The 18,261-nt window shown below is 74.0% G+C and carries 14 protein-coding genes; 4 read left to right on the forward strand and 10 right to left on the reverse strand.

The annotated features are described in order from the left end of the window. Nucleotides 1-28: 28 nt before the first annotated feature. Nucleotides 29-835: a DUF3097 domain-containing protein gene (locus ACZ407_RS03455; RefSeq protein WP_468125121.1), complete on the forward strand. Its 807-nt coding sequence runs from the start codon at nt 29-31 to the stop codon at nt 833-835. 137 nt (nt 836-972) lie between these two features. On the opposite strand, the gene hemW is transcribed toward ACZ407_RS03455, so the two are convergent. The 3 genes from hemW to lepA all read right to left on the reverse strand — a co-directional run bounded on the left by hemW (nt 973) and on the right by lepA (nt 6,251). Then, nucleotides 973-2,205 (reverse strand): radical SAM family heme chaperone HemW, encoded by a 1,233-nt coding sequence (hemW, locus tag ACZ407_RS03460; protein WP_468125122.1) that lies wholly within the window; start codon nt 2,203-2,205, stop codon nt 973-975. Nucleotides 2,206-2,316: 111 nt separating this feature from the next. Continuing rightward, on the reverse strand, nt 2,317-4,206 hold the full coding sequence (locus tag ACZ407_RS03465) for an AMP-dependent synthetase/ligase (RefSeq protein ID WP_468125124.1): 1,890 nt from the start codon (nt 4,204-4,206) through the stop codon (nt 2,317-2,319). A gap of 176 nt (nt 4,207-4,382) precedes the next feature. Continuing rightward, nucleotides 4,383-6,251: a translation elongation factor 4 gene (lepA, locus tag ACZ407_RS03470; RefSeq protein ID WP_468125126.1), complete on the reverse strand. Its 1,869-nt coding sequence runs from the start codon at nt 6,249-6,251 to the stop codon at nt 4,383-4,385. Nucleotides 6,252-6,436: 185 nt separating this feature from the next. On the opposite strand from lepA, the gene rpsT reads away from it, so the two are divergent. Together rpsT and ACZ407_RS03480 are read left to right on the forward strand one after the other, a co-directional pair. Next, nucleotides 6,437-6,703 (forward strand): 30S ribosomal protein S20, encoded by a 267-nt coding sequence (rpsT, locus tag ACZ407_RS03475; RefSeq protein ID WP_468125127.1) that lies wholly within the window; start codon nt 6,437-6,439, stop codon nt 6,701-6,703. Nucleotides 6,704-6,958: 255 nt separating this feature from the next. Beyond that, a complete protein-coding gene (locus ACZ407_RS03480; protein ID WP_468125128.1) occupies nt 6,959-7,159 on the forward strand; it encodes a DUF2191 domain-containing protein in 201 nt (66 codons plus the stop codon). A gap of 139 nt (nt 7,160-7,298) precedes the next feature. Here ACZ407_RS03480 and holA read toward each other — a convergent pair whose 3' ends face one another. After that, complete coding sequence (gene holA / locus ACZ407_RS03485; protein WP_468125129.1) at nt 7,299-8,300, reverse strand: DNA polymerase III subunit delta; 1,002 nt, start codon at nt 8,298-8,300, stop codon at nt 7,299-7,301. 55 nt (nt 8,301-8,355) lie between these two features. Between holA and ACZ407_RS03490 the strand changes: the two genes are divergently transcribed. Continuing rightward, on the forward strand, nt 8,356-8,607 hold the full coding sequence (locus ACZ407_RS03490; protein WP_468125131.1) for a hypothetical protein: 252 nt from the start codon (nt 8,356-8,358) through the stop codon (nt 8,605-8,607). A gap of 51 nt (nt 8,608-8,658) precedes the next feature. Here the strand turns inward: ACZ407_RS03490 and ACZ407_RS03495 are convergent, their stop codons facing one another. The 6 genes from ACZ407_RS03495 to leuS form a co-directional block, all read right to left on the reverse strand. Further along, nucleotides 8,659-9,534, reverse strand: coding sequence for a YceI family protein (locus ACZ407_RS03495; RefSeq protein WP_468125132.1), 876 nt, complete (start codon nt 9,532-9,534; stop codon nt 8,659-8,661). Continuing rightward, nucleotides 9,447-12,041 (reverse strand): ComEC/Rec2 family competence protein, encoded by a 2,595-nt coding sequence (locus tag ACZ407_RS03500; protein WP_468125133.1) that lies wholly within the window; start codon nt 12,039-12,041, stop codon nt 9,447-9,449. The genes ACZ407_RS03495 and ACZ407_RS03500 overlap by 88 nt, the downstream gene beginning before the upstream one ends. Before the next feature lie 140 nt (nt 12,042-12,181). After that, on the reverse strand, nt 12,182-12,826 hold the full coding sequence (locus ACZ407_RS03505) for a ComEA family DNA-binding protein (protein ID WP_468125135.1): 645 nt from the start codon (nt 12,824-12,826) through the stop codon (nt 12,182-12,184). Between the two features lie 714 nt (nt 12,827-13,540). Then, nucleotides 13,541-14,386, reverse strand: a complete 846-nt coding sequence (locus tag ACZ407_RS03510; RefSeq protein WP_468125137.1) for a DegV family protein — start codon at nt 14,384-14,386, stop codon at nt 13,541-13,543. 52 nt (nt 14,387-14,438) lie between these two features. Beyond that, nucleotides 14,439-15,194 carry a hypothetical protein gene (locus ACZ407_RS03515; protein ID WP_468125138.1) on the reverse strand — a complete coding sequence of 252 codons (756 nt, stop codon included), beginning with the start codon at nt 15,192-15,194 and terminating at the stop codon, nt 14,439-14,441. Between the two features lie 152 nt (nt 15,195-15,346). After that, nucleotides 15,347-18,217, reverse strand: a complete 2,871-nt coding sequence (gene leuS / locus ACZ407_RS03520) for a leucine--tRNA ligase (RefSeq protein WP_468125140.1) — start codon at nt 18,215-18,217, stop codon at nt 15,347-15,349. Nucleotides 18,218-18,261 lie beyond the last annotated feature (44 nt).

Genomic DNA, 18,261 nt, shown 5'->3' on the forward strand with positions numbered 1-18,261 from the left:
GGGCCCGCCCCTGCCTAGTGTCGTCCGAATGCGCGAATACTCACCCGACCTGACCCCGCCGTGGAAGCGGAGCGCGGCCCGACCGGTGCCGGAGGTGCCCGCGGACCCCGGCCTGGTGGTCGAGGTGGCCGGTACGGACTTCTGCGGGGCGGTGACGGCCTGCGAGGGCGGCACGGTCACGCTGGAGGACCGCTTCGGCAAGCGCCGCGTGTTCCCGCTGGAGCCGCGCGGCTTCCTGCTGGAGGGCGCGCCGGTCACCCTGGTCCGCCCGGCCCGCCGGCCCGCCGCCCCCGCCCGTACGGCTTCGGGCTCGGTGGCCGTCCCGGGGGCCCGGGCCCGGGTGGCGCGGGCGGGCCGGATCTACGTGGAGGGCCGCCACGACGCGGAGCTCGTGGAACGGGTGTGGGGCGACGACCTGCGGATCGAGGGCGTGGTCGTGGAGTACCTGGAGGGCGTGGACGACCTGCCGGCGGTGGTCGCGGACTTCGCCCCGGCCGCGGACGCCCGGCTGGGCGTCCTGGTCGACCACCTGGTCCCGGGCTCGAAGGAGTCCCGGCTGGCCGCCGCGGTCGCCGGCCCGCACGTCCTGGTCGTCGGCCACCCGTACGTGGACGTCTGGCAGGCCGTGAAACCGTCCTCCCTGGGGATTCCCGCCTGGCCGGTGGTCCCGCCCGGCCAGGACTGGAAGACGGGCGTCTGCCGGGCGCTGGGCTGGCCGTCCGAGACGGGGGCGGCGTGGCAGCACGTCCTGTCCCGCGTCCGCTCGTACCAGGACCTGGAGCCGTCCCTCCTGGGCCGCGTCGAAGAGCTGATCGACTTCGTCACGGCCCCGTAGCCCCGACCCTGCCGGCTTTTCCCGCCGGGCGGCGAACTCCGGCCCGTCCGGCGTTTGAGAACCGGGGGTGTGGGGCGGAGCCCCCGCTTCGGGAAGGGGCGGGTGGAGGGAGAGCCCCGCGCAGCGGCGGGGCCCCGTCAATCCACCAGGTCGCGGACCACCGCATCGGCCAGCAGCCGCCCTCGCAGGGTCAGCGCGGCGCGGCCGTCCCGGTAGGCCGCCTCCTGGAGGAGGCCGTCAGCCAGGGCGCGCCGAGACGCGGCCAGCCCGGCCGGCGCCAGCAGCGTCAGCGGCACCCCTTCCAGCAGCCGCAGCTCCAGCAGGATCCGCTCGACCCGCCGGTCCTCTTCGGACAGCAGCTCCCGCCCGGCCCCCGGCGAGCGCCCCTCCGCCAGCGCCGCCGCGTACGCACCCGGATGCTTGACGTTCCACCACCGCACCCCGCCCACGTGGCTGTGCGCCCCGGGACCTGCGCCCCACCAGTCCGCCCCGCGCCAGTACAGCTCGTTGTGCAGGCAGCGCCCGGCCTCGGAGGTGGCCCAGTTCGAGACCTCGTACCAGTGGTAGCCGGCCTCGGCGAGCACCGAGTCGGCGATCAGGTAGCGGTCCGCGTGCACGTCGTCGTCCGTCATGGGCACCTCGCCCCGCCGGATCCGCCGGGCCAGCTGGGTGCCCTCCTCGACGATCAGCGCGTACGCGGAGACGTGGTCGGGTCCGGCGCCGAGGGCGGCGTCGAGCGAGGCCCGCCAGTCGTCGTCGGACTCGCCGGGGGTGCCGTAGATCAGGTCCAGGTTGACGTGCTCGAAGCCCGCCGCCCGCGCCTCGCCCACGCAGGCCTCCGGCCGCCCCGGCGTGTGCGTGCGGTCGAGCACCTTGAGGACGTGCTGCCGGGCGCTCTGCATGCCGAACGAGATCCGGTTGAAGCCGCCCGCCCGGAGCTCCGCCAGGTAGGCGGGGTCCACGGACTCCGGGTTCGCCTCGGTGGTGATCTCGGCGTCGGCCGCGAGGCCGAACTCCTCGCGGATCGCGGCGAGCATGCGGACGAGGTCGGCGGCCGGCAGCAGGGTGGGCGTGCCGCCGCCGACGAAGACCGTGCGGACCTCGCGCGGGTCGTCGCCGAGCACCTTGCGGGCGAGGCGGACCTCCTCGGCGAGGGTCTCGGCGTAGTTCTCGCGGGAGGCGAGGACCCCGCCGGTGCCGCGCAGCTCGGTGGCGGTGTACGTGTTGAAGTCGCAGTAGCCGCAGCGGGTGGCGCAGTACGGCACGTGCAGGTAGAACCCGAGGGGCCGGTCCGCCGCTCCGGTCAGGGCGGACGCGGGCAGCGACCCGTCTTCGGGCATGGGCTCGCCGTCGGGCAGTACGGAAGGCATGGGTCCATTCTCCCGCACCGCCGGACGGGCGGCCGACCGTCCGGTCCGGCCGCCCCGGCGGCGGGGAGCGGGACCCCGCGGCGGGCGGGGGCGCACCCCCGCCCGGCCGGCCTACGCCTCGCGCGCCCCCTCGTACATGCCGTCGATGACCGCCTTGAACTCGCGCTCGACGGCCGGCCGCTTCAGCTTCAGGCTCGGGGTCAGCTCCCCGTGCTCGACGTCGAGGTCCCGTGGCAGCAGCGCGAACTTCTTGATCGTCTGCCAGCGCTGGAGGCCCTGGTTGAGGGTGTCCACGTAGCCCTGGACCATCGCGCGGGTCTCCGGGGCCGCCGCGATCTCGGCGTAGGACTTGCCCTCCAGGCCGTGGTCCTTGGCCCAGCCGAGGATGGCGGGCTCGTCGAGGGCGATGAGGGCGGTGCAGTAGTTGCGGTCCGCGCCGTGCACGAGGATGTTCGACACGAACGGGCAGACCGCCTTGAACTGCCCCTCGACCTCGGCCGGGGCCACGTACTTGCCGCCGGAGGTCTTGATGAGGTCCTTCTTGCGGTCGGTGATCCGCAGGTAGCCGTCCGCGGACAGCTCGCCGATGTCGCCCGTGTGCAGCCAGCCGTCGGACTCCAGCACCTCGGCGGTCTTCTCCGGCAGGCGGTGGTAGCCCTCCATGATGCCCGGGCCGCGCAGCAGGATCTCGCCGTCGTCGGCGATGCGGACCTCGCAGCCGGGGAGCGGCTTGCCGACCGTGCCGGTGCGGTACGCCTCGCCGGGGTTGACGAAGCTGGCCGCGCTGGACTCCGTCAGCCCGTAGCCCTCCAGGATGTGGATGCCCGCGCCGGAGAAGAAGTAGCCGATCTCCGGGGACAGGCCGGAGGCTCCGGAGACCGCTGCGCGCAGCCGGCCGCCGAAGGCGTCGCGGAGCTTGGAGTAGACGAGGGCGTCGGCCACCTTGTGCTTCAGGCCCAGGCCCAGGGGCACCGAGGCGGTGCCGGTGCGGCGGAAGTTGTCCTGCGAGACCTTGGCGTACTCGCGGGCGAGCTCGGCGGCCCACTTGAAGATCTTGTACTTGGCGCCGCCGCCGGCGCGGGCCTTGGCGGCGACCCCGTTGTAGACCTTCTCGAAGATGCGCGGCACCGCGGCCATGTAGGTGGGCTGGACCACCGGCAGGTTCTCGATGATCTTGTCCACGCGGCCGTCGACGGCGGTGACGTGGCCGACCTCGATCTGCCCGGAGGTCAGCACCTTGCCGAAGACGTGCGCGAGGGGCAGCCACAGGTACTGGACGTCGTCCTTGGTGACCAGGCCGGTCGCGGCGATGGCCTTGGCCATGTACGACCAGTTGTCGTGCGGGAGGCGGACGCCCTTGGGGCGGCCCGTGGTGCCGGAGGTGTAGATCAGGGTGGCGAGCTGCTCGGAGGTGATCGCCCCGACCCGCTCCTTGACGGCCTCCGGGTGCTCCGTGAGGTACTCGGCCCCGCGCGCCTCCAGCTCGGCGAGGGTCAGCACCCAGCCCTCGGGGTCGCCCTCGGCCGCCTCGGCACCGGCCGGGTCGATGACGACGACGTGCGCCAGCTCGGGCAGGTCGGCGCGGCGCTCGCGGGCCTTGGCCAGCTGCCCGGCGTCCTCGGCGATGAGGATGCGGCTCTCGGAGTCCGAGAGGATGAAGGCCGACTCCTCGGCGTTGGTGCTGGGGTAGATCGTGGTGACCGCGCCGCCCGCGCACATCACGCCGAGGTCGCTCAGGATCCACTCGACGCGGGTGTTGGAGGCGAGCGCCACGCGCTGCTCGGGTTCCAGGCCCAGGCTCACCAGGCCGGCGGCGATGCCGTACACGCGCTCGGCGGCCTGCCCCCAGCTGAGCGACTTCCAGTCGTCCGGTCCCTTGCCGGAGGCCGCGGGCACCGGGTACCGGTAGGCCTCGGCGTCCGGGGTCGCGGCGACGCGCTCAAGGAAGAGGGCCGCCACCGAGGGCGGGCGGTTCTCGATCAAGGTCTGTGTGTCGCTCACGAGACATCCTCCGGACCACGCTGCACCGCGTGGGTTAACTGGCGAGTAACCATCGAGCAGAGATCAGCGTAGAGGGCGTCCGCCCGCCGCGTAAGGGGCGCCGAGCGGCCGCTTTATAACGAACGGGCCCCTGCGCGAGTGCGCAGGGGCCCGTCCGCAAGGCTGCCGGGGGGTGGCTACTTCTTGCCCTTGCCGCCGGACTCGTCGCTGGACAGCACCGCGATGAAGGCGTCCTGCGGGACCTCCACGGAGCCGACCATCTTCATCCGCTTCTTGCCTTCCTTCTGCTTCTCCAGCAGCTTCCGCTTACGGGAGATGTCACCGCCGTAGCACTTGGCGAGGACGTCCTTGCGGATGGCGCGGATGGTCTCGCGGGCGATGACCCGGGAGCCGACGGCCGCCTGCACGGGCACCTCGAAGGCCTGCCGCGGGATCAGCTCGCGCAGCTTGGCGACCAGGCGCACGCCGTACGCGTACGCCGCGTCCTTGTGGGTGATCGCGGAGAAGGCGTCCACCTTGTCGCCGTGCAGCAGGATGTCGACCTTGACCAGGCTGGACGCCTGCTCGCCGGTGGGCTCGTAGTCCAGGGAGGCGTAGCCGCGGGTCTTGGACTTCAGCTGGTCGAAGAAGTCGAAGACGATCTCGGCGAGCGGGAGGGTGTAGCGGATCTCCACGCGGTCCTCGGACAGGTAGTCCATGCCCAGGAGGGTGCCGCGGCGGGTCTGGCACAGCTCCATGATCGCGCCGATGAACTCGCTCGGGGCGAGGATCGTGGCGCGCACGACCGGCTCGTACACCTCGGAGATCTTGCCCTCGGGGAACTCGCTCGGGTTGGTGACCGTGACCTCCTTCCCGTCCTCCAGCACCACGCGGTAGACCACGTTCGGCGCGGTGGCGATGAGGTCGAGGCCGAACTCGCGCTCCAGGCGCTCGCGGACCACGTCGAGGTGCAGCAGGCCGAGGAAGCCCACGCGGAAGCCGAAGCCGAGCGCGGCGGAGGTCTCCGGCTCGTAGACCAGCGCGGCGTCGTTGAGCTGGAGCTTGTCCAGGGCCTCGCGCAGGTCCGGGTAGTCCGAGCCGTCCAGCGGGTACAGGCCGGAGAAGACCATCGGCTTCGGGTCCTTGTAGCCGCCGAGGGGCTCGGTGGCACCGCCCGTCATCTGGGTGATGGTGTCGCCGACCTTGGACTGGCGGACGTCCTTCACGCCGGTGATCAGGTAGCCCACCTCGCCGACGGAGAGGCCGTCGGCCGGCAGCATCTCGGGCGAGTTGCAGCCGATCTCCAGCAGCTCGTGGGTGGCGCCGGTGGACATCATCCGGATCCGCTCGCGCTTGTTGAGCGTGCCGTCGACCACACGGACGTACGTCACGACGCCGCGGTACGAGTCGTAGACCGAGTCGAAGATCATCGCGCGGGCGGGGGCGTCCTTGACGCCGACCGGGGCGGGGACGGTCTGCACCACGCGGTCGAGCAGGGCGTCCACGCCGACACCGGTCTTGGCGGAGACGCGCAGCACGTCGTCGGGGTCGCAGCCGACCAGGTTCGCCAGCTCCTCGGCGAACTTCTCCGGCTGGGCGGCCGGCAGGTCGATCTTGTTCAGGACCGGGACGATCGCGAGGTCGTTCTCCATCGCCAGGTACAGGTTGGCGAGGGTCTGCGCCTCGATGCCCTGGGCGGCGTCCACGAGCAGGATGGTGCCCTCGCAGGCCGCCAGCGACCGGGAGACCTCGTAGGTGAAGTCGACGTGGCCCGGGGTGTCGATCATGTTGAGGATGTGCGTCTTGCCCTGGCCCTCGCCCTCGGTGGGCGACCACGGCAGACGGACCGCCTGGGACTTGATCGTGATGCCGCGCTCACGCTCGATGTCCATGCGGTCGAGGTACTGGGCACGCATCTGCCGCTGGTCGACGACACCGGTCAGCTGGAGCATCCGGTCGGCGAGAGTCGACTTGCCGTGGTCGATGTGCGCGATGATGCAGAAATTGCGGATCAGCGCCGGGTCGGTACGGCTCGGCTCGGGCACGTGGCTGGGGATCGCGGGCACGCAAGGTCCTGATTCTCGGGCGATGACTATGGATACTCAGGCTCCATGGTCCCATGCGCGGGCGGCTGCGCTCGGTTTGGGCTGGTCCGACTGGGCCTGGTAGCCTGGGCAGCTGTGTCTCGTCTGCCCTCTAGCTCGCGGGACGCAATCCGAAGATCAACCTCTGAACCTGAAAAGGCTCTTTCGTGGCGAACATCAAGTCCCAGATCAAGCGGAACAAGACGAACGAGAAGGCCCGCCTTCGCAACAAGTCCGTCAAGTCCGAGCTGCGCACCTTCATCCGCAAGGCCAACGAGGCCGTCGCCGCCGGCGACGCCGAGAAGGCCACCGCGGCGGCCCGTGCCGCCTCGCGGAAGCTGGACAAGGCTGTCTCGAAGGGTGTCATCCACAAGAACGCCGCCGCCAACAAGAAGTCGGCGCTGGCCACCAAGGTTGCCACCCTCCAGGGCTGAGCACTCTGATGTGATCGCCGGGACGGAATCAGCGGGCCCTCTCATCCGCTCCTGACCGGCACCCCGTCCCACACGCGGCCTGCGTTCGCCACGCGGGTGTGGGACACCAGAAGTGAACCGGAGGCCCCGGTCCCGTCCTTCCCCAGGACGGGACCGGGGCCTCCGGCATGTCCGGGGTTCGCGGGTGTCCGGCTTCGCCCCGTCCGGGGGCGCCGGGGCGGTTAGAGTCCCCGGAACGGACGAGAGGGGCGGGGCATGGCCAAGGTCGACATCAGCCTGGACGCGGAACTGGTCGTGGAGGTGATGGTCCTCGCGGGCATCGGCTCCCCGCAGGACGCGGTGGAGGCCGTCGTACGCGACTACATCGCCCGGGGCCACCGCACGGAGGCCCGCACCGACCTCACCGGCCGCCACCTGCGCGACATCGACTCCCGGCCCCAGGACCCGCAGGGCTGAGCCCGGCCGGGCGGGGCGGGCGGACCGGGCAGGCGGGCGGGCAGGCGGGCGGGCCGGGCGGCGGGTACGGGTCGCGGGAGCGGTCGGTACGGGTCGCGGGGCCGTCGGAACGGGTCGCGGGGCCGTCGGAACGGGTCGGTCAGTACTGGTCGCGGCGGGCCGGGCGGGCGGCCCGGGCCACCGCCACCACCGCCTTCTCCAGGGCGTATTCCGGGTCGTCCCCGCCGCCCTTGACCCCGGCGTCGGCCTCGGCGATCGCGCGCAGGGCGGCCGAGACCCCGTCCGCCGACCAGCCGCGCATCTGCTGGCGCACCCGGTCGATCTTCCAGGGCGGCATGCCGAGGTCCCGGGCCAGGTCCCCGGGGCGCGCGCCGCGCGGAGCGGAGGCGAGCTTGCCGATGGCCCGGACGCCCTGGGCCAGGGCGCTGGTGATCATGACGGGGGCCACGCCGGTGGACAGGGACCAGCGCAGGGCCTCCAGGGCCTCCGCCGCCCTGCCCTCGACCGCCCGGTCGGCGACGGTGAAGCTGGAGGCCTCCGCCCGGCCGGTGTAGTAGCGGCCGACCACGGCCTCGTCGATGGTGCCCTCGACGTCCGCGCACAGCTGGGCGGCCGCGCTCGCAAGCTCGCGCAGGTCGCTGCCGATGGCGTCCACGAGGGCCTCGGTGGCCGCCGGCGTGGCCGAGCGGCCCAGCGCCCGGAACTCGGTCCGTACGAAGGCCAGCCGGTCGGCGGGCTTGGTCATCTTCGGGCAGGCCACCTCGCGGGCCCCGGCCTTGCGGGCCGCGTCCAGCAGCCCCTTGCCCTTGGCACCGCCGGCGTGGAGCAGCACGAGGCTGATGTCCTCCACCGGGTCGGCCAGGTACGCCTTGACCTCCTTGATGCTGTCCGCGGACAGGTCCTGTGCGTTGCGCACCACGAGGACCTTGCGCTCCGAGAACAGCGAGGGGCTGGTCAGCTCGGCGAGGGTGCCCGGCTGGAGCTGCTCGGAGGACAGGTCGCGCACGTCGGTGTCGGCGTCCGCGGCACGGGCCGCGGCCACCACCTCCCGCACGGCGCGGTCGAGCAGCAGCTCCTCCTGACCCACCGCGAGGGTGAGCGGGGCGAGCAGGTCTTCGGTGGGGTTCTTCCTGGTGGCCATCGCCGTCCAGCATCCCACGCCCCACCGACACGGCCCGCCCCCGCAGTGCCCCAGAATGGGACCCGTGAACGCTCGACACGTACTGGTGCTCCCCGACCGCGACGCCGCCGAGGAGGTGGCGGAGGAGGTCTCGGACCGCTTCGGCCTCTCCGAGGAACCCCAGCTGGTCAGGGACGCCCTGGCCGGGGAGGACGACGCCGAGGACGCCCAGTGGCTGGTCGTCGTGGAGGACCCGCAGGACCGCCTGGACCCCGCGGCGCTGGACGCTCTCACCGCGGAGTACGAGGGCTGGCTGGAGGCCCCGTAACGGCCCGGCGCCCCGCGGCGGCCCGGGGTACCACCGCGGTCCGCCTGCCGTTCAGTTCTTGTGCACGATCTGCACGTCGAGCGTCACCTCGATGCTCGACCCGATGGCGGCGATCCCGTGGGCCAGCAGGGACTGCCAGGTCAGGGTGAAGTCCTCGCGGTGCAGTTCGGTGGTGGCACGGCAGGCGGCCCTGGTCTCCCCCTCCATGCCGGTGCCGACCCCCAGGTACTCGGTGTCCAGGGTCACCGAGCGGCTGACCCCGTGCAGGGTCAGCGCCCCGGCCACGGCCCAGCGGCTGCCCGTGCGGTGGATGAACCGCTCGCTGTAGAACTCGATCGTGGGGTGCCGGGCGGCGTCGAGGAAGTCCCCGGACCTCAGGTGGTCGTCCCGCATCCGGACCCCGGTGTCGATGCTGGCCGCATCGATGATCACGTGCATGGCGGAGTCCTCCATGCGGTCCGCGATCCGCACGGCCCCGGCGAAGGTGTTGAACCGGCCGTGGATCCGGGCGAGTCCGATGTGGCGGGCGCTGAACGCGATGGCGGAGTGCGTCGGTTCTATCTCCCAGTGCCCCGGCCGCGGCAGCAGCGGCGGATCGACCGACTCCAGCAGGATGTCGCCGGGCCCCGGCGCCCCGCCGGCCTCGACCTGCGCCGCCACGTGGTACGGGGCGTAGCCCTCGGCCGTGACGGCCACCCGGTACTCGCCCGCGGGCACCGCCGCGAAGAAACCCCCGTACGGGTCGGTCTCGCCACCGAGGATCCGGCGCCCGATCGGATCGGTGACCTCGAACCGGGCCTGGCGGACCGGCTGGTGGAACTGGTCGAGCACCCGGCAGCTCAAGGCCCCCGCCTCCGGCGGCACCCCCTGGCTGTGGGCGGTATGCGGATTTCCGGCCGTCTCATTCCCCCGCCGGCGACCGAACATGGTCTATGCACCCCCGTGCTGTCTCGACTCGCACCCGTCTGGCGAAGACGCATTCGATCATGACGGCGTGTTGGGGGCAAACAGAATGGTCGCCCCGGTATGGCCGGGCCCGGCCGCTGGTGCCCGATGTAAGGAGCGGACCGCCGGTACGCCCTCACCGGCCGCCGCCGTCGGCCCGCCGGCACCGCCCGCAGCCCCGCCCCGGCGCCCGTGACGGCCACCGACCCGTCCGTGTCGGTCCGCAGCACGGCGGCCCCGGCCGCCCGCAGTGCCGCGACCGTACGCGCCGAGGGGTGGCCGTAGCGGTTCTCGGCGCCGACCGGGACGAGCGCCAGCCGGGGGCGGGCCCGGGCGAGCAGCCCGGGATCCTGGTGGGCGGAGCCGTGGTGGGCCACCTTCAGCACGTCCACCGGACCCAGGTCCGGACGCTCCCTCAGCAGCGCCTGCTGGGCGGGCGGTTCGAGGTCCCCCAGCAGCAACAGCCGTATGCCGGGCGCCTGCACCAGCAGGACCACGCTCGCATCGTTGGGCCCGCCCCCGGGCGGACCGCCCGGGGGCGGCCACAGCACCTGCCAGTCCAGCACCCCGGTCCGGCGCCGCTCCCCGGCCGCCGCCCGCAGCACCGGCACCCGGGCCGCCGCGGCCGCCGCCCGCACCGACCGGGCCTGCCCGGGCGGCTCTTCGAGCCCGGTGGTCTGGATCACCCCGACGGACCGGCCGCGCAGCACCCCGGCCAGCCCGCCCACGTGGTCCTGGTGGAAGTGGGTCAGAAGCAGCAGGGGCACCCGGGTCACCCCGAGGAGCCGCAGGCACCGGTCGACCGGCCCGGGTTCGGGTCCCGCGTCCACCACGACCGCGGTGCCCGGCCCGGCCGCGAGCACCCCGGCGTCCCCCTGCCCGACCGCGCACTGCACGTACCGCCAGTCCGGCGGCGGCCAGCCCGTCACCACCCGTGTCACCGGCACCGGCCGGACCACCGCGAGGACCAGGGCGAACGCCGCCGCCACGCACAGCCACCGGTACCGGACGAGCCGGGCCACGGCCGCCACCGCCACGACGGTGACCGCCGCCAGCAGCAGCCCGCCCGCGATCCCGCCCGGCCAGCCGGCCTCCGCGCCCGGCAGGTCCGCGCCGGTGCGCGCCACGGCCGCGATCCAGCCCGCGGGCAGCCCCGCGCACCGGGCGAGGGCCTGCGCCGCGGGCATCCACACCGCCGCCGCGGCCAGCGCCGCGAACCCGAGCACCGTCGCCGGACCCGCCGCCGGCTCCGCCAGCAGGTTGCAGGGCACGGCGACCAGGCTCACCCGGGCCGCCAGCACCGCCACCACCGGGGCGCACACCGCCTGCGCGGCGGCGGCCGCGGCCAGCGGCTCGGCGAGCCGGGGCCGCACCCCGCGCCGCTGGAGCGCCGCGCTCCACCGCGGCCCGAGGGTGAGCAGCGCCCCGGTGGCCAGGACGGAGAGCAGGAACCCGGGGCTGCGTGCGAGCCAGGGGTCCCAGAGCACGAGCAGCAGTACCGCGGCGGCGAGCGCCGGGATCAGGGAGCGGCGGCGCCCGGTGCCGATGGCGAGGAGGGTGACGCCCCCGCAGGCCGCGGCCCGCAGCACGCTCGGCTCCGGGCGGCACACCAGCACGAACGCGAGCACCAGCGCCGCCCCGCAGACCGCCGTGCCGCGCAGGGTCAGGCCCAGCCGGGGCGCCAGCCCGCCGCGCTCCGCGCGCAGCGCCCTCCCCGGCGGCCCGACCAGCAGGAACAGCACCACCGTGAGGTTCGACCCGGAGACGGCCAACAGGTGTACCAGGTCGGTGGCGAGGAAGGCCTCGTGCAGGTCGGGCGGTACCCGGGAGGTGTCGCCCACCACCAGCCCCGGCAGCAGCGCCCGGGCGTCCGGCGACAGGCCTTGGGTGGCCTCCCGCAGCCCCGCGCGCAGGGCGCCCGCCGTGCGCTGGAGCCCGTTCGGCCCGCCGAGCACCTCCGGCGGCCGGCTGCCGGACACCCGGAGCACGGCCGCGGCCCGCTCCCCGGAGTGCCGCGGCGGCGCGAGCCGGGCGCTCACGCGGACCCGGACGGAGGGCAGCAGCCGGGTCCACGCTTCGTCCCGTGCGAACACCAGCACCGGTGTCCGGGTGGCCGTCACCCGGCCGTCCGCCTCGGTGACCCGGGTCAGTTCGGCATCGAGCAGCACCGCGGGCGGCCCCTGCCGGGTGCGCCGGGGGTCCGATGCCACGGTCAGCTCGGCGGTCACCGGACTGTGTGCGGCGGCGAGCGCGGCCACCGGCCCGCTGCGGCCCTGGGCGGTGTGCAGGCCCGCGACCCCGGCCCCGGCCGCCGCGCACAGCAGTACGGCCGCACCCGCCGCACCGAGCCGCCGCGCCCGGCCCGCCGCGGCGAGGGCGAGCAGCACCCCGGCCCCGAGCACGCACCCCGCCACCACGGCGCCCGTCAGGACCCCCGGGGCCCCCAGTGCCCAGGCGGCCGCGGCCCAGGCCGCCAGCGCGGGCGGCACCAGCCGGAGATCCGCCGGCCCCTCCCGGGCCGCCGCGCTCCCCGCCCCGGCCGGGCCTGCCGGCCCGGGCCCGCCCCCCGCGGTCCCGGCGGAGCCCGTCGGCGCGCTCCCGGCCGCGGCCGGGTCCGGCCGCCGGCGGTTCACGGCCGGACCAGGGGGCGCAGCTCGGCGAACCGGCGCTCCCCGATGCCGTTGACCTGGCGCAGGTCCTCCACCGACCGGAAGCCCCCGCGCGCGGTGCGGAACTCCACGATGTGCTGCGCCAGGACCGGGCCGACCCCCGGGAGCGCGTCGAGCTGCTCCACCGTGGCGGACCCCAGACTGACCGGGGCCACCGCGCCCGCCCCCGGCCCCGCCCCGCCCGGTACGGCGGCCACGGGCACCGGGGCGGCGCCGGGTGCTCCGACGACCACGTGCTCGCCGTCGACCAGGACCCGGGCCCGGTTGAGCCCGCTGGTGTCGGCTCCGGGACGCACTCCCCCGGCGGCGGCCAGGGCGTCCGCGACCCGTGCGCCCGCGGGCAGCCTCAGCACGCCCGGCGAGCGGACCTTCCCGGCCACGTCCACCACGATCCGGCCCACCGCGGCGGGTGTCGCGAGGGCGGGCACCGGAACCTGCCCGGGCGCGGGCGCGGTCGCACCGGCGCTCACCACCCGCGGAGCGGCCACGGGACGCGGGCGCCCGGACCAGAAGTAGTGGGCGGCGAACCCGAGGGCGACCACGAGCACCAGGGCGACGGCGGCCACCGTCCGCGTCTCGTACCCGCAGCGCACGTGCAGCCACACCGGCAGCCGCTCCCGTAACGCCGCCCCCGCCAGCGACCGCAGGGGCGGCCCCGCCCGTACCTCCCCCGGGCCCGGCCCGGGTGGCGCGGGCACCGACGGCGACGTGGCGGGCGGGGACTCCGCAGGCGACGGAACAGGTGCGGGCTCGGGAGGCGGCGGAACGGGAGGGGGCTCCGGATCCGGCGGCGCCGGCCCGGCCCCCGGCGGAACGCCCGCCAGCAGGGCCCGGGCCCGCATCCCGATCAGATCGGGGTCGGGGCCCCGCCGGTGCCGGAACCGGCCGTCGGTGCCCGCCCTGCGCCCCGGTCCGCTCGCCGTGAGGGCCGCCCGCCGGGCCCGGGGCCCACCCGAGCGGTGCCGCCCCCGGCCGGCCGGAGCCCGCGCACCGGCGGCCGCACCGGAAGCCGATGCCCGCGCCGCGGCCGGAGCCGCCTCCGCAGGCACATCCGGCTCCGGCTCCGGCTCCGGGTGCGGACGCAGGTCCGGGCCCAGGCCCGGGTCCCGATGCGGATGCAGCTCCAGCTCCAGGTCCGGACCCGGACCCGGACCCGGATCCGGACCCGTCACGTAAGGAGAAGGAACAGAGATGCCGTCGTGTTCGTGCTGTCGAAGATCCATGCCCGACACGGTAGGCAGGAACGGAAATTACCGTCCGGACCAGCCGATTTCTGTGGACGGACGCCCCGTTGTGGACAACTCGGTCACCCGTTCCGGTTACCTCGGGGAGACGACGGCGGCCAGCAGCCCCGGTCCCGTGTGCGCCCCGATCACCGCACCCACCTCGCTGACGTGCAGCTCCACCAGCCCCGGCACGCGTTCCCGCAGCCGTTCCGCGAGCTTGTCCGCGCGCTCCGGGGCCGCGAGGTGGTGCACCGCGATGTCCACCTCGCCGCTGCCGGCCCGCTCCACCGCCAGCTCCTCCAGCCGGGCGATCGCCTTCGAGGCGGTCCGCACCTTCTCCAGCATCTCGATCCGGCCGCCGTCCAGTTGCAGCAGCGGCTTCACCGCGAGCGCGGATCCCAGGAGGGCCTGCGCGGCACCGATCCGGCCGCCCCTGCGCAGGTAGTCGAGGGTGTCCACGTAGAAGAAGGCGGACATGCCCGCGGCCCGCTTCTCCGCGGCGGCGACGGCGTCGTCCACGGACCCGCCTGCCTCCGCCGCCTCGGCGGCGGCCAGCGCGCAGAAGCCCAGGGCCATGGCGACCATGCCCGTGTCCACGACCCGGACCGGCACGGGGGCGGTCCTTGCGGCGACCGCGGCCGCGTCGTAGGTTCCGGAGAACTCGGAGGACAGGTGCAGGGACACGATGCCGGAGGCTCCGGCTTCGGCGGCGGCCCGGTAGGCGCGGACGAAGTCCTCGGGGCTGGGCCGGGAGGTCGTGACGGGGCGGCGCTTCTGGAGGGCGAGGGCGAGCGAGCGCGCGGAGATCTCGGTGCCCTCTTCGAGGGCCTCGTCGCCGAGGACCACGGTCAGCGGTACGGAAGTGATCGCGTGCCGCACCATCGCCGGTTGGGGCAGGTAGGCCGTGGAATCGGTGACGATCGCGACATGGCGGGACATGACCGGGAGGTTACCGGCAGGAGGCCGGTCCCGGCAGCCCGGGCCTCCCCGATCAGGAGGTGCTCTCGGGCCGCGCCGTCTTCTCCCACGGGTACGAGGTCTCCCACCGCTGCGTGGCCGGCCCGAGCGGCTTCGCTCCCCCGGCACCGCCCGCCCCGGCGCGCCCGGCCGCACCCTCCGGCCCGGCAGCGGCACCGGCGGCACCGCCGGAACCGGCCTGCCCAGCCCCGCCCAGTCCGTCCAGCCCGTCGAGCCGGTCCCGCCCGTCCGCCCAGTCCCGCAGCGCCCCGGACTCCATCTCGATCTCCGCCGTCAGCAGGTCCAGGTCGTCCGCCGCGAGGGTCCGGGCCCGGTCGCGGGCCGCCCACCGCAGCGAGTCCGCGGCCTTCGTGATCCGCTCCGTGCGCTCCCGCAGCTCGGGCAGGCGCTGGGCGATCCGGCCCTTGTCCGGGTCGCCCTCCATCCGCCTCAGCTCGGCGTCCAGCTCGTGCCCGTGCGCGCTCAGGCGTTCGAAGAGGACGATCGTCTCCCGCAGGGAGGCGTCCTTGTCCACGCCCTGGAACAGCGCCTCCTGGGTGGCCCGCATGGAGCCCCGCAGGTCCAGCCGCAGCTGGGCGAGGCTGCCGCCGACGCCCGCCTGCCCGATGCTCCTGGCCCGCAGGGTGGTGTCCTCGACGGTCCGCCGGGCCTGCGTGAGCGTGCGGTCGACGCCCCGCTTGGCCGCCGCGATGACCTTCGCGGTGACGTAGACGCCCAGTCCGAGGAAGGCGAACAGCATCAGCGCGAAGATGATCAAAACGACGTCCATGAGAGCCCTCTCCCCGGTGTCCCCTGCTTGCTCTGCTTCCCTCCACCGTAAACGGAACGGGCAGGTTGGGGGTTCCCGCGAAACCCCCAACCTGCCCGTACGGGACATCCCCTAGACAGGGTCCCGACCGCGGCTCCGGCCGCGGCTCACCGTCAGATGACGATGTTCACCAGCTTCGGCGCGCGCACGATCACCTTGCGGATCTCTGCGCCGCCCAGCGCCGCGACCACGCCCGGGTCCGACACGGCCAGCTGCTCCAGGTCGCCCTCGGAGATCGCCGGCGGCACCTCCAGACGGGCCTTGACCTTGCCCTTGACCTGCACGACGCAGGTCACCGTCTCGTCCACGACGTACGCCGGGTCGGCGACCGGGAAGTCCTGGTGGACGACCGAGTCGGTGTGGCCCAGCCGGTGCCACAGCTCCTCCGCGATGTGCGGGGCCAGCGGGGCGATCAGCAGCACCAGCTGCTCGGCCACCGAGCGGGACAGCGGCGCGCCCGTCTTCGTCAGGAAGTTGTTCAGCTCGGTGATCTTGGCGATGGCGGTGTTGAACCGCAGCCCCGCCATGTCCGAACCGGCCCCGTCGATCGCCTTGTGCAGCGCGCGCAGGGTGTCCTCGCCGGGCTCGGAGTCGACCACCGTCACGGCGCCGGTCTCCTCGTCCACGACGTTGCGCCACAGGCGCTGCAGCAGCCGGTACTGGCCGACCACGGCGCGGGTGTCCCACGGCCGGGAGACGTCCAGCGGGCCCATCGCCATCTCGTACAGGCGCAGGGTGTCGGCGCCGTACTCCTCGCAGATGGTCTCGGGGGTGACGGCGTTCTTCAGGGACTTGCCCATCTTGCCCAGCTCGCGCTTGACCGGCTCGCCCTCGAAGAAGAACGTGCCGTCCCGCTCCTCGACCTCGGTCGCGGTCACCGGGAAGCCGCGCTCGTCGCGGTACACGTACGCCTGGATCATGCCCTGGTTGAACAGCTTGTGGAACGGCTCCGCCGAGGAGACGTGGCCCAGGTCGAAGAGCACCTTGGACCAGAAGCGCGCGTACAGCAGGTGCAGCACCGCGTGCTCGGCGCCGCCCACGTACAGGTCCACGCCGCCGTGCGGGGCGCCCTCGCGGGGGCCCATCCAGTAGCGCTCGATCTCCGGGTCGACCAGCGCGCCGGAGTTGTGCGGGTCCAGGTAGCGCAGCTCGTACCAGCAGGAACCGGCCCAGTTCGGCATGGTGTTGGTCTCGCGGCGGAACCGGCGGGTGCCGCGCCCGTCGCCCAGGTCCAGCTCCACGTTGACCCAGTCCTCGCGGCGGGACAGCGGGGTCTCCGGCTGCGAGTCGGCGTCGTCCGGGTCGAAGGTGCGCGGCGAGTAGTCGTCGACCTCCGGCAGCTCCAGCGGCAGCATGGACTCGGGCAGCGAGTGCGCGACCCCGGCCTCGTCGTAGACGATCGGGAAGGGCTCGCCCCAGTACCGCTGGCGGCTGAACAGCCAGTCGCGCAGGCGGAAGTTGACGGTGCCCTCGCCGATGCCGCGCTCGGTCAGCCAGGCGGTGATGGCGGCCTTGGCCTCGGCGACGCCCAGGCCGTCCAGGGAGATGCCCTCGCCGGCGGAGTTGACCAGCTTCGCGTCGTGGGAGACGAACGCGTCCTCCCACTCGGCCGGGTCGGTGCCGCGGCCGTCGGTGGGCTCGACCACGCAGCGCATCGGCAGCTCGAAGGCCCGCGCGAACTCGAAGTCGCGGGAGTCGTGCGCCGGGACCGCCATGATCGCGCCGGTGCCGTAGCCCATCAGCACGTAGTCGGCGATGAAGACGGGCACCTTGGCGCCGCTCACCGGGTTGACCGCGTACTCGCCGGTGAAGACACCGGTCTTGTCCTTGGCCTCGGCCTGGCGCTCCACGTCCGACTTGGAGGCGGCCTGCTTGCGGTAGGCGTCCACGGCCTCGGCGGGGGTGGCGTGGCCGCCGGTCCACACCTCGCGGGTGCCCTCCGGCCAGGCGGCCGGGATGAACTTCTCCACCAGCGGGTGCTCGGGCGCCAGGACCATGTACGTGGCGCCGAACAGGGTGTCCGGGCGGGTGGTGAAGACGGTGATGGCCTCGTCGCCCAGCGCGAAGTCCACGCGCGCGCCCTCGCTGCGCCCGATCCAGTTGCGCTGCTGCAGCTTGATGGCCTCGGGCCAGTCCAGCTCGTCCAGGTCGTCCAGCAGGCGGTCGGCGTACGCCGTGATCCGCATGTTCCACTGGCTGAGCCGGGACTTGAAGACGGGGAAGTTGCCGCGCTCGGACCGGCCGTCGGCGGTGACCTCCTCGTTGGCCAGGACGGTGCCCAGGCCGGGGCACCAGTTGACCGGCGAGTCGGAGGAGTAGGCCAGGCGGTAGCGGCCCAGCACGTCGGCGCGCTCGCCCTCGGTCAGCTCGGCCCAGGCGCGGCCGCCGGGGACCTCACGGGTGCCGGCCTCGAACTGGGCGGCCAGCTCGGCGATCGGGCGGGCCTTCTTCGCGTCCTCGTCGTACCAGGCGTTGTAGATCTGCAGGAAGATCCACTGGGTCCACTTGTAGTAGTCCGGGTCGATGGTCGCGAAGGAGCGGCGCTTGTCGTGGCCCAGGCCCAGCCGGCGCAGCTGCGCCTTCATGTTCTCGATGTTGGCCTCGGTGGAGACCCGCGGGTGGGTGCCGGTCTGCACGGCGTACTGCTCGGCGGGCAGGCCGAACGCGTCGAAGCCCAGGGTGTGCAGGACGTTGTGGCCGGTCATCCGCTGGTGACGGGCGAAGACGTCGGTGGCGATGTACCCGAGCGGGTGGCCGACGTGCAGGCCCGCACCCGAGGGGTACGGGAACATGTCCATGATGAACTTCGGGGGCCGCGCGACGACCGCCGGGTCGCCGGCCAGGTCACCGGCCGGGTTGGGCGCCTCGTACGTGCCCTCGGCGTCCCATACGTCCTGCCAGCGTGCCTCGATGTCGGCGGCCATGGCAGCCGTGTAACGGTGCGCCTCGGCCGCCTCGGGGGCCGGGGTGTTCGTCTCGCTCATGATTCCTGAAGCTCCATCGATCGTCTCTGCCGTCTCTGCCTGCC

Source organism: Streptomyces sp. NPDC030809 (assembly GCF_055572195.1).

Excerpts from the sequence above, each read along its gene's own strand:
- ACZ407_RS03455 (WP_468125121.1), top strand. The coding sequence starts at position 29 with ATGCGCGAATACTCACCCGACCTGACCCCGCCGTGGAAGCGGAGCGCG.
- hemW (WP_468125122.1), bottom strand. The coding sequence starts at position 2,205 with ATGCCTTCCGTACTGCCCGACGGCGAGCCCATGCCCGAAGACGGGTCG.
- ACZ407_RS03480 (WP_468125128.1), top strand. The coding sequence starts at position 6,959 with ATGGCCAAGGTCGACATCAGCCTGGACGCGGAACTGGTCGTGGAGGTG.
- holA (WP_468125129.1), bottom strand. The coding sequence starts at position 8,300 with ATGGCCACCAGGAAGAACCCCACCGAAGACCTGCTCGCCCCGCTCACC.
- ACZ407_RS03490 (WP_468125131.1), top strand. The coding sequence starts at position 8,356 with ATGGGACCCGTGAACGCTCGACACGTACTGGTGCTCCCCGACCGCGAC.
- ACZ407_RS03495 (WP_468125132.1), bottom strand. The coding sequence starts at position 9,534 with ATGTTCGGTCGCCGGCGGGGGAATGAGACGGCCGGAAATCCGCATACC.
- ACZ407_RS03510 (WP_468125137.1), bottom strand. The coding sequence starts at position 14,386 with ATGTCCCGCCATGTCGCGATCGTCACCGATTCCACGGCCTACCTGCCC.
- ACZ407_RS03515 (WP_468125138.1), bottom strand. The coding sequence starts at position 15,194 with ATGGACGTCGTTTTGATCATCTTCGCGCTGATGCTGTTCGCCTTCCTC.
- leuS (WP_468125140.1), bottom strand. The coding sequence starts at position 18,217 with ATGAGCGAGACGAACACCCCGGCCCCCGAGGCGGCCGAGGCGCACCGT.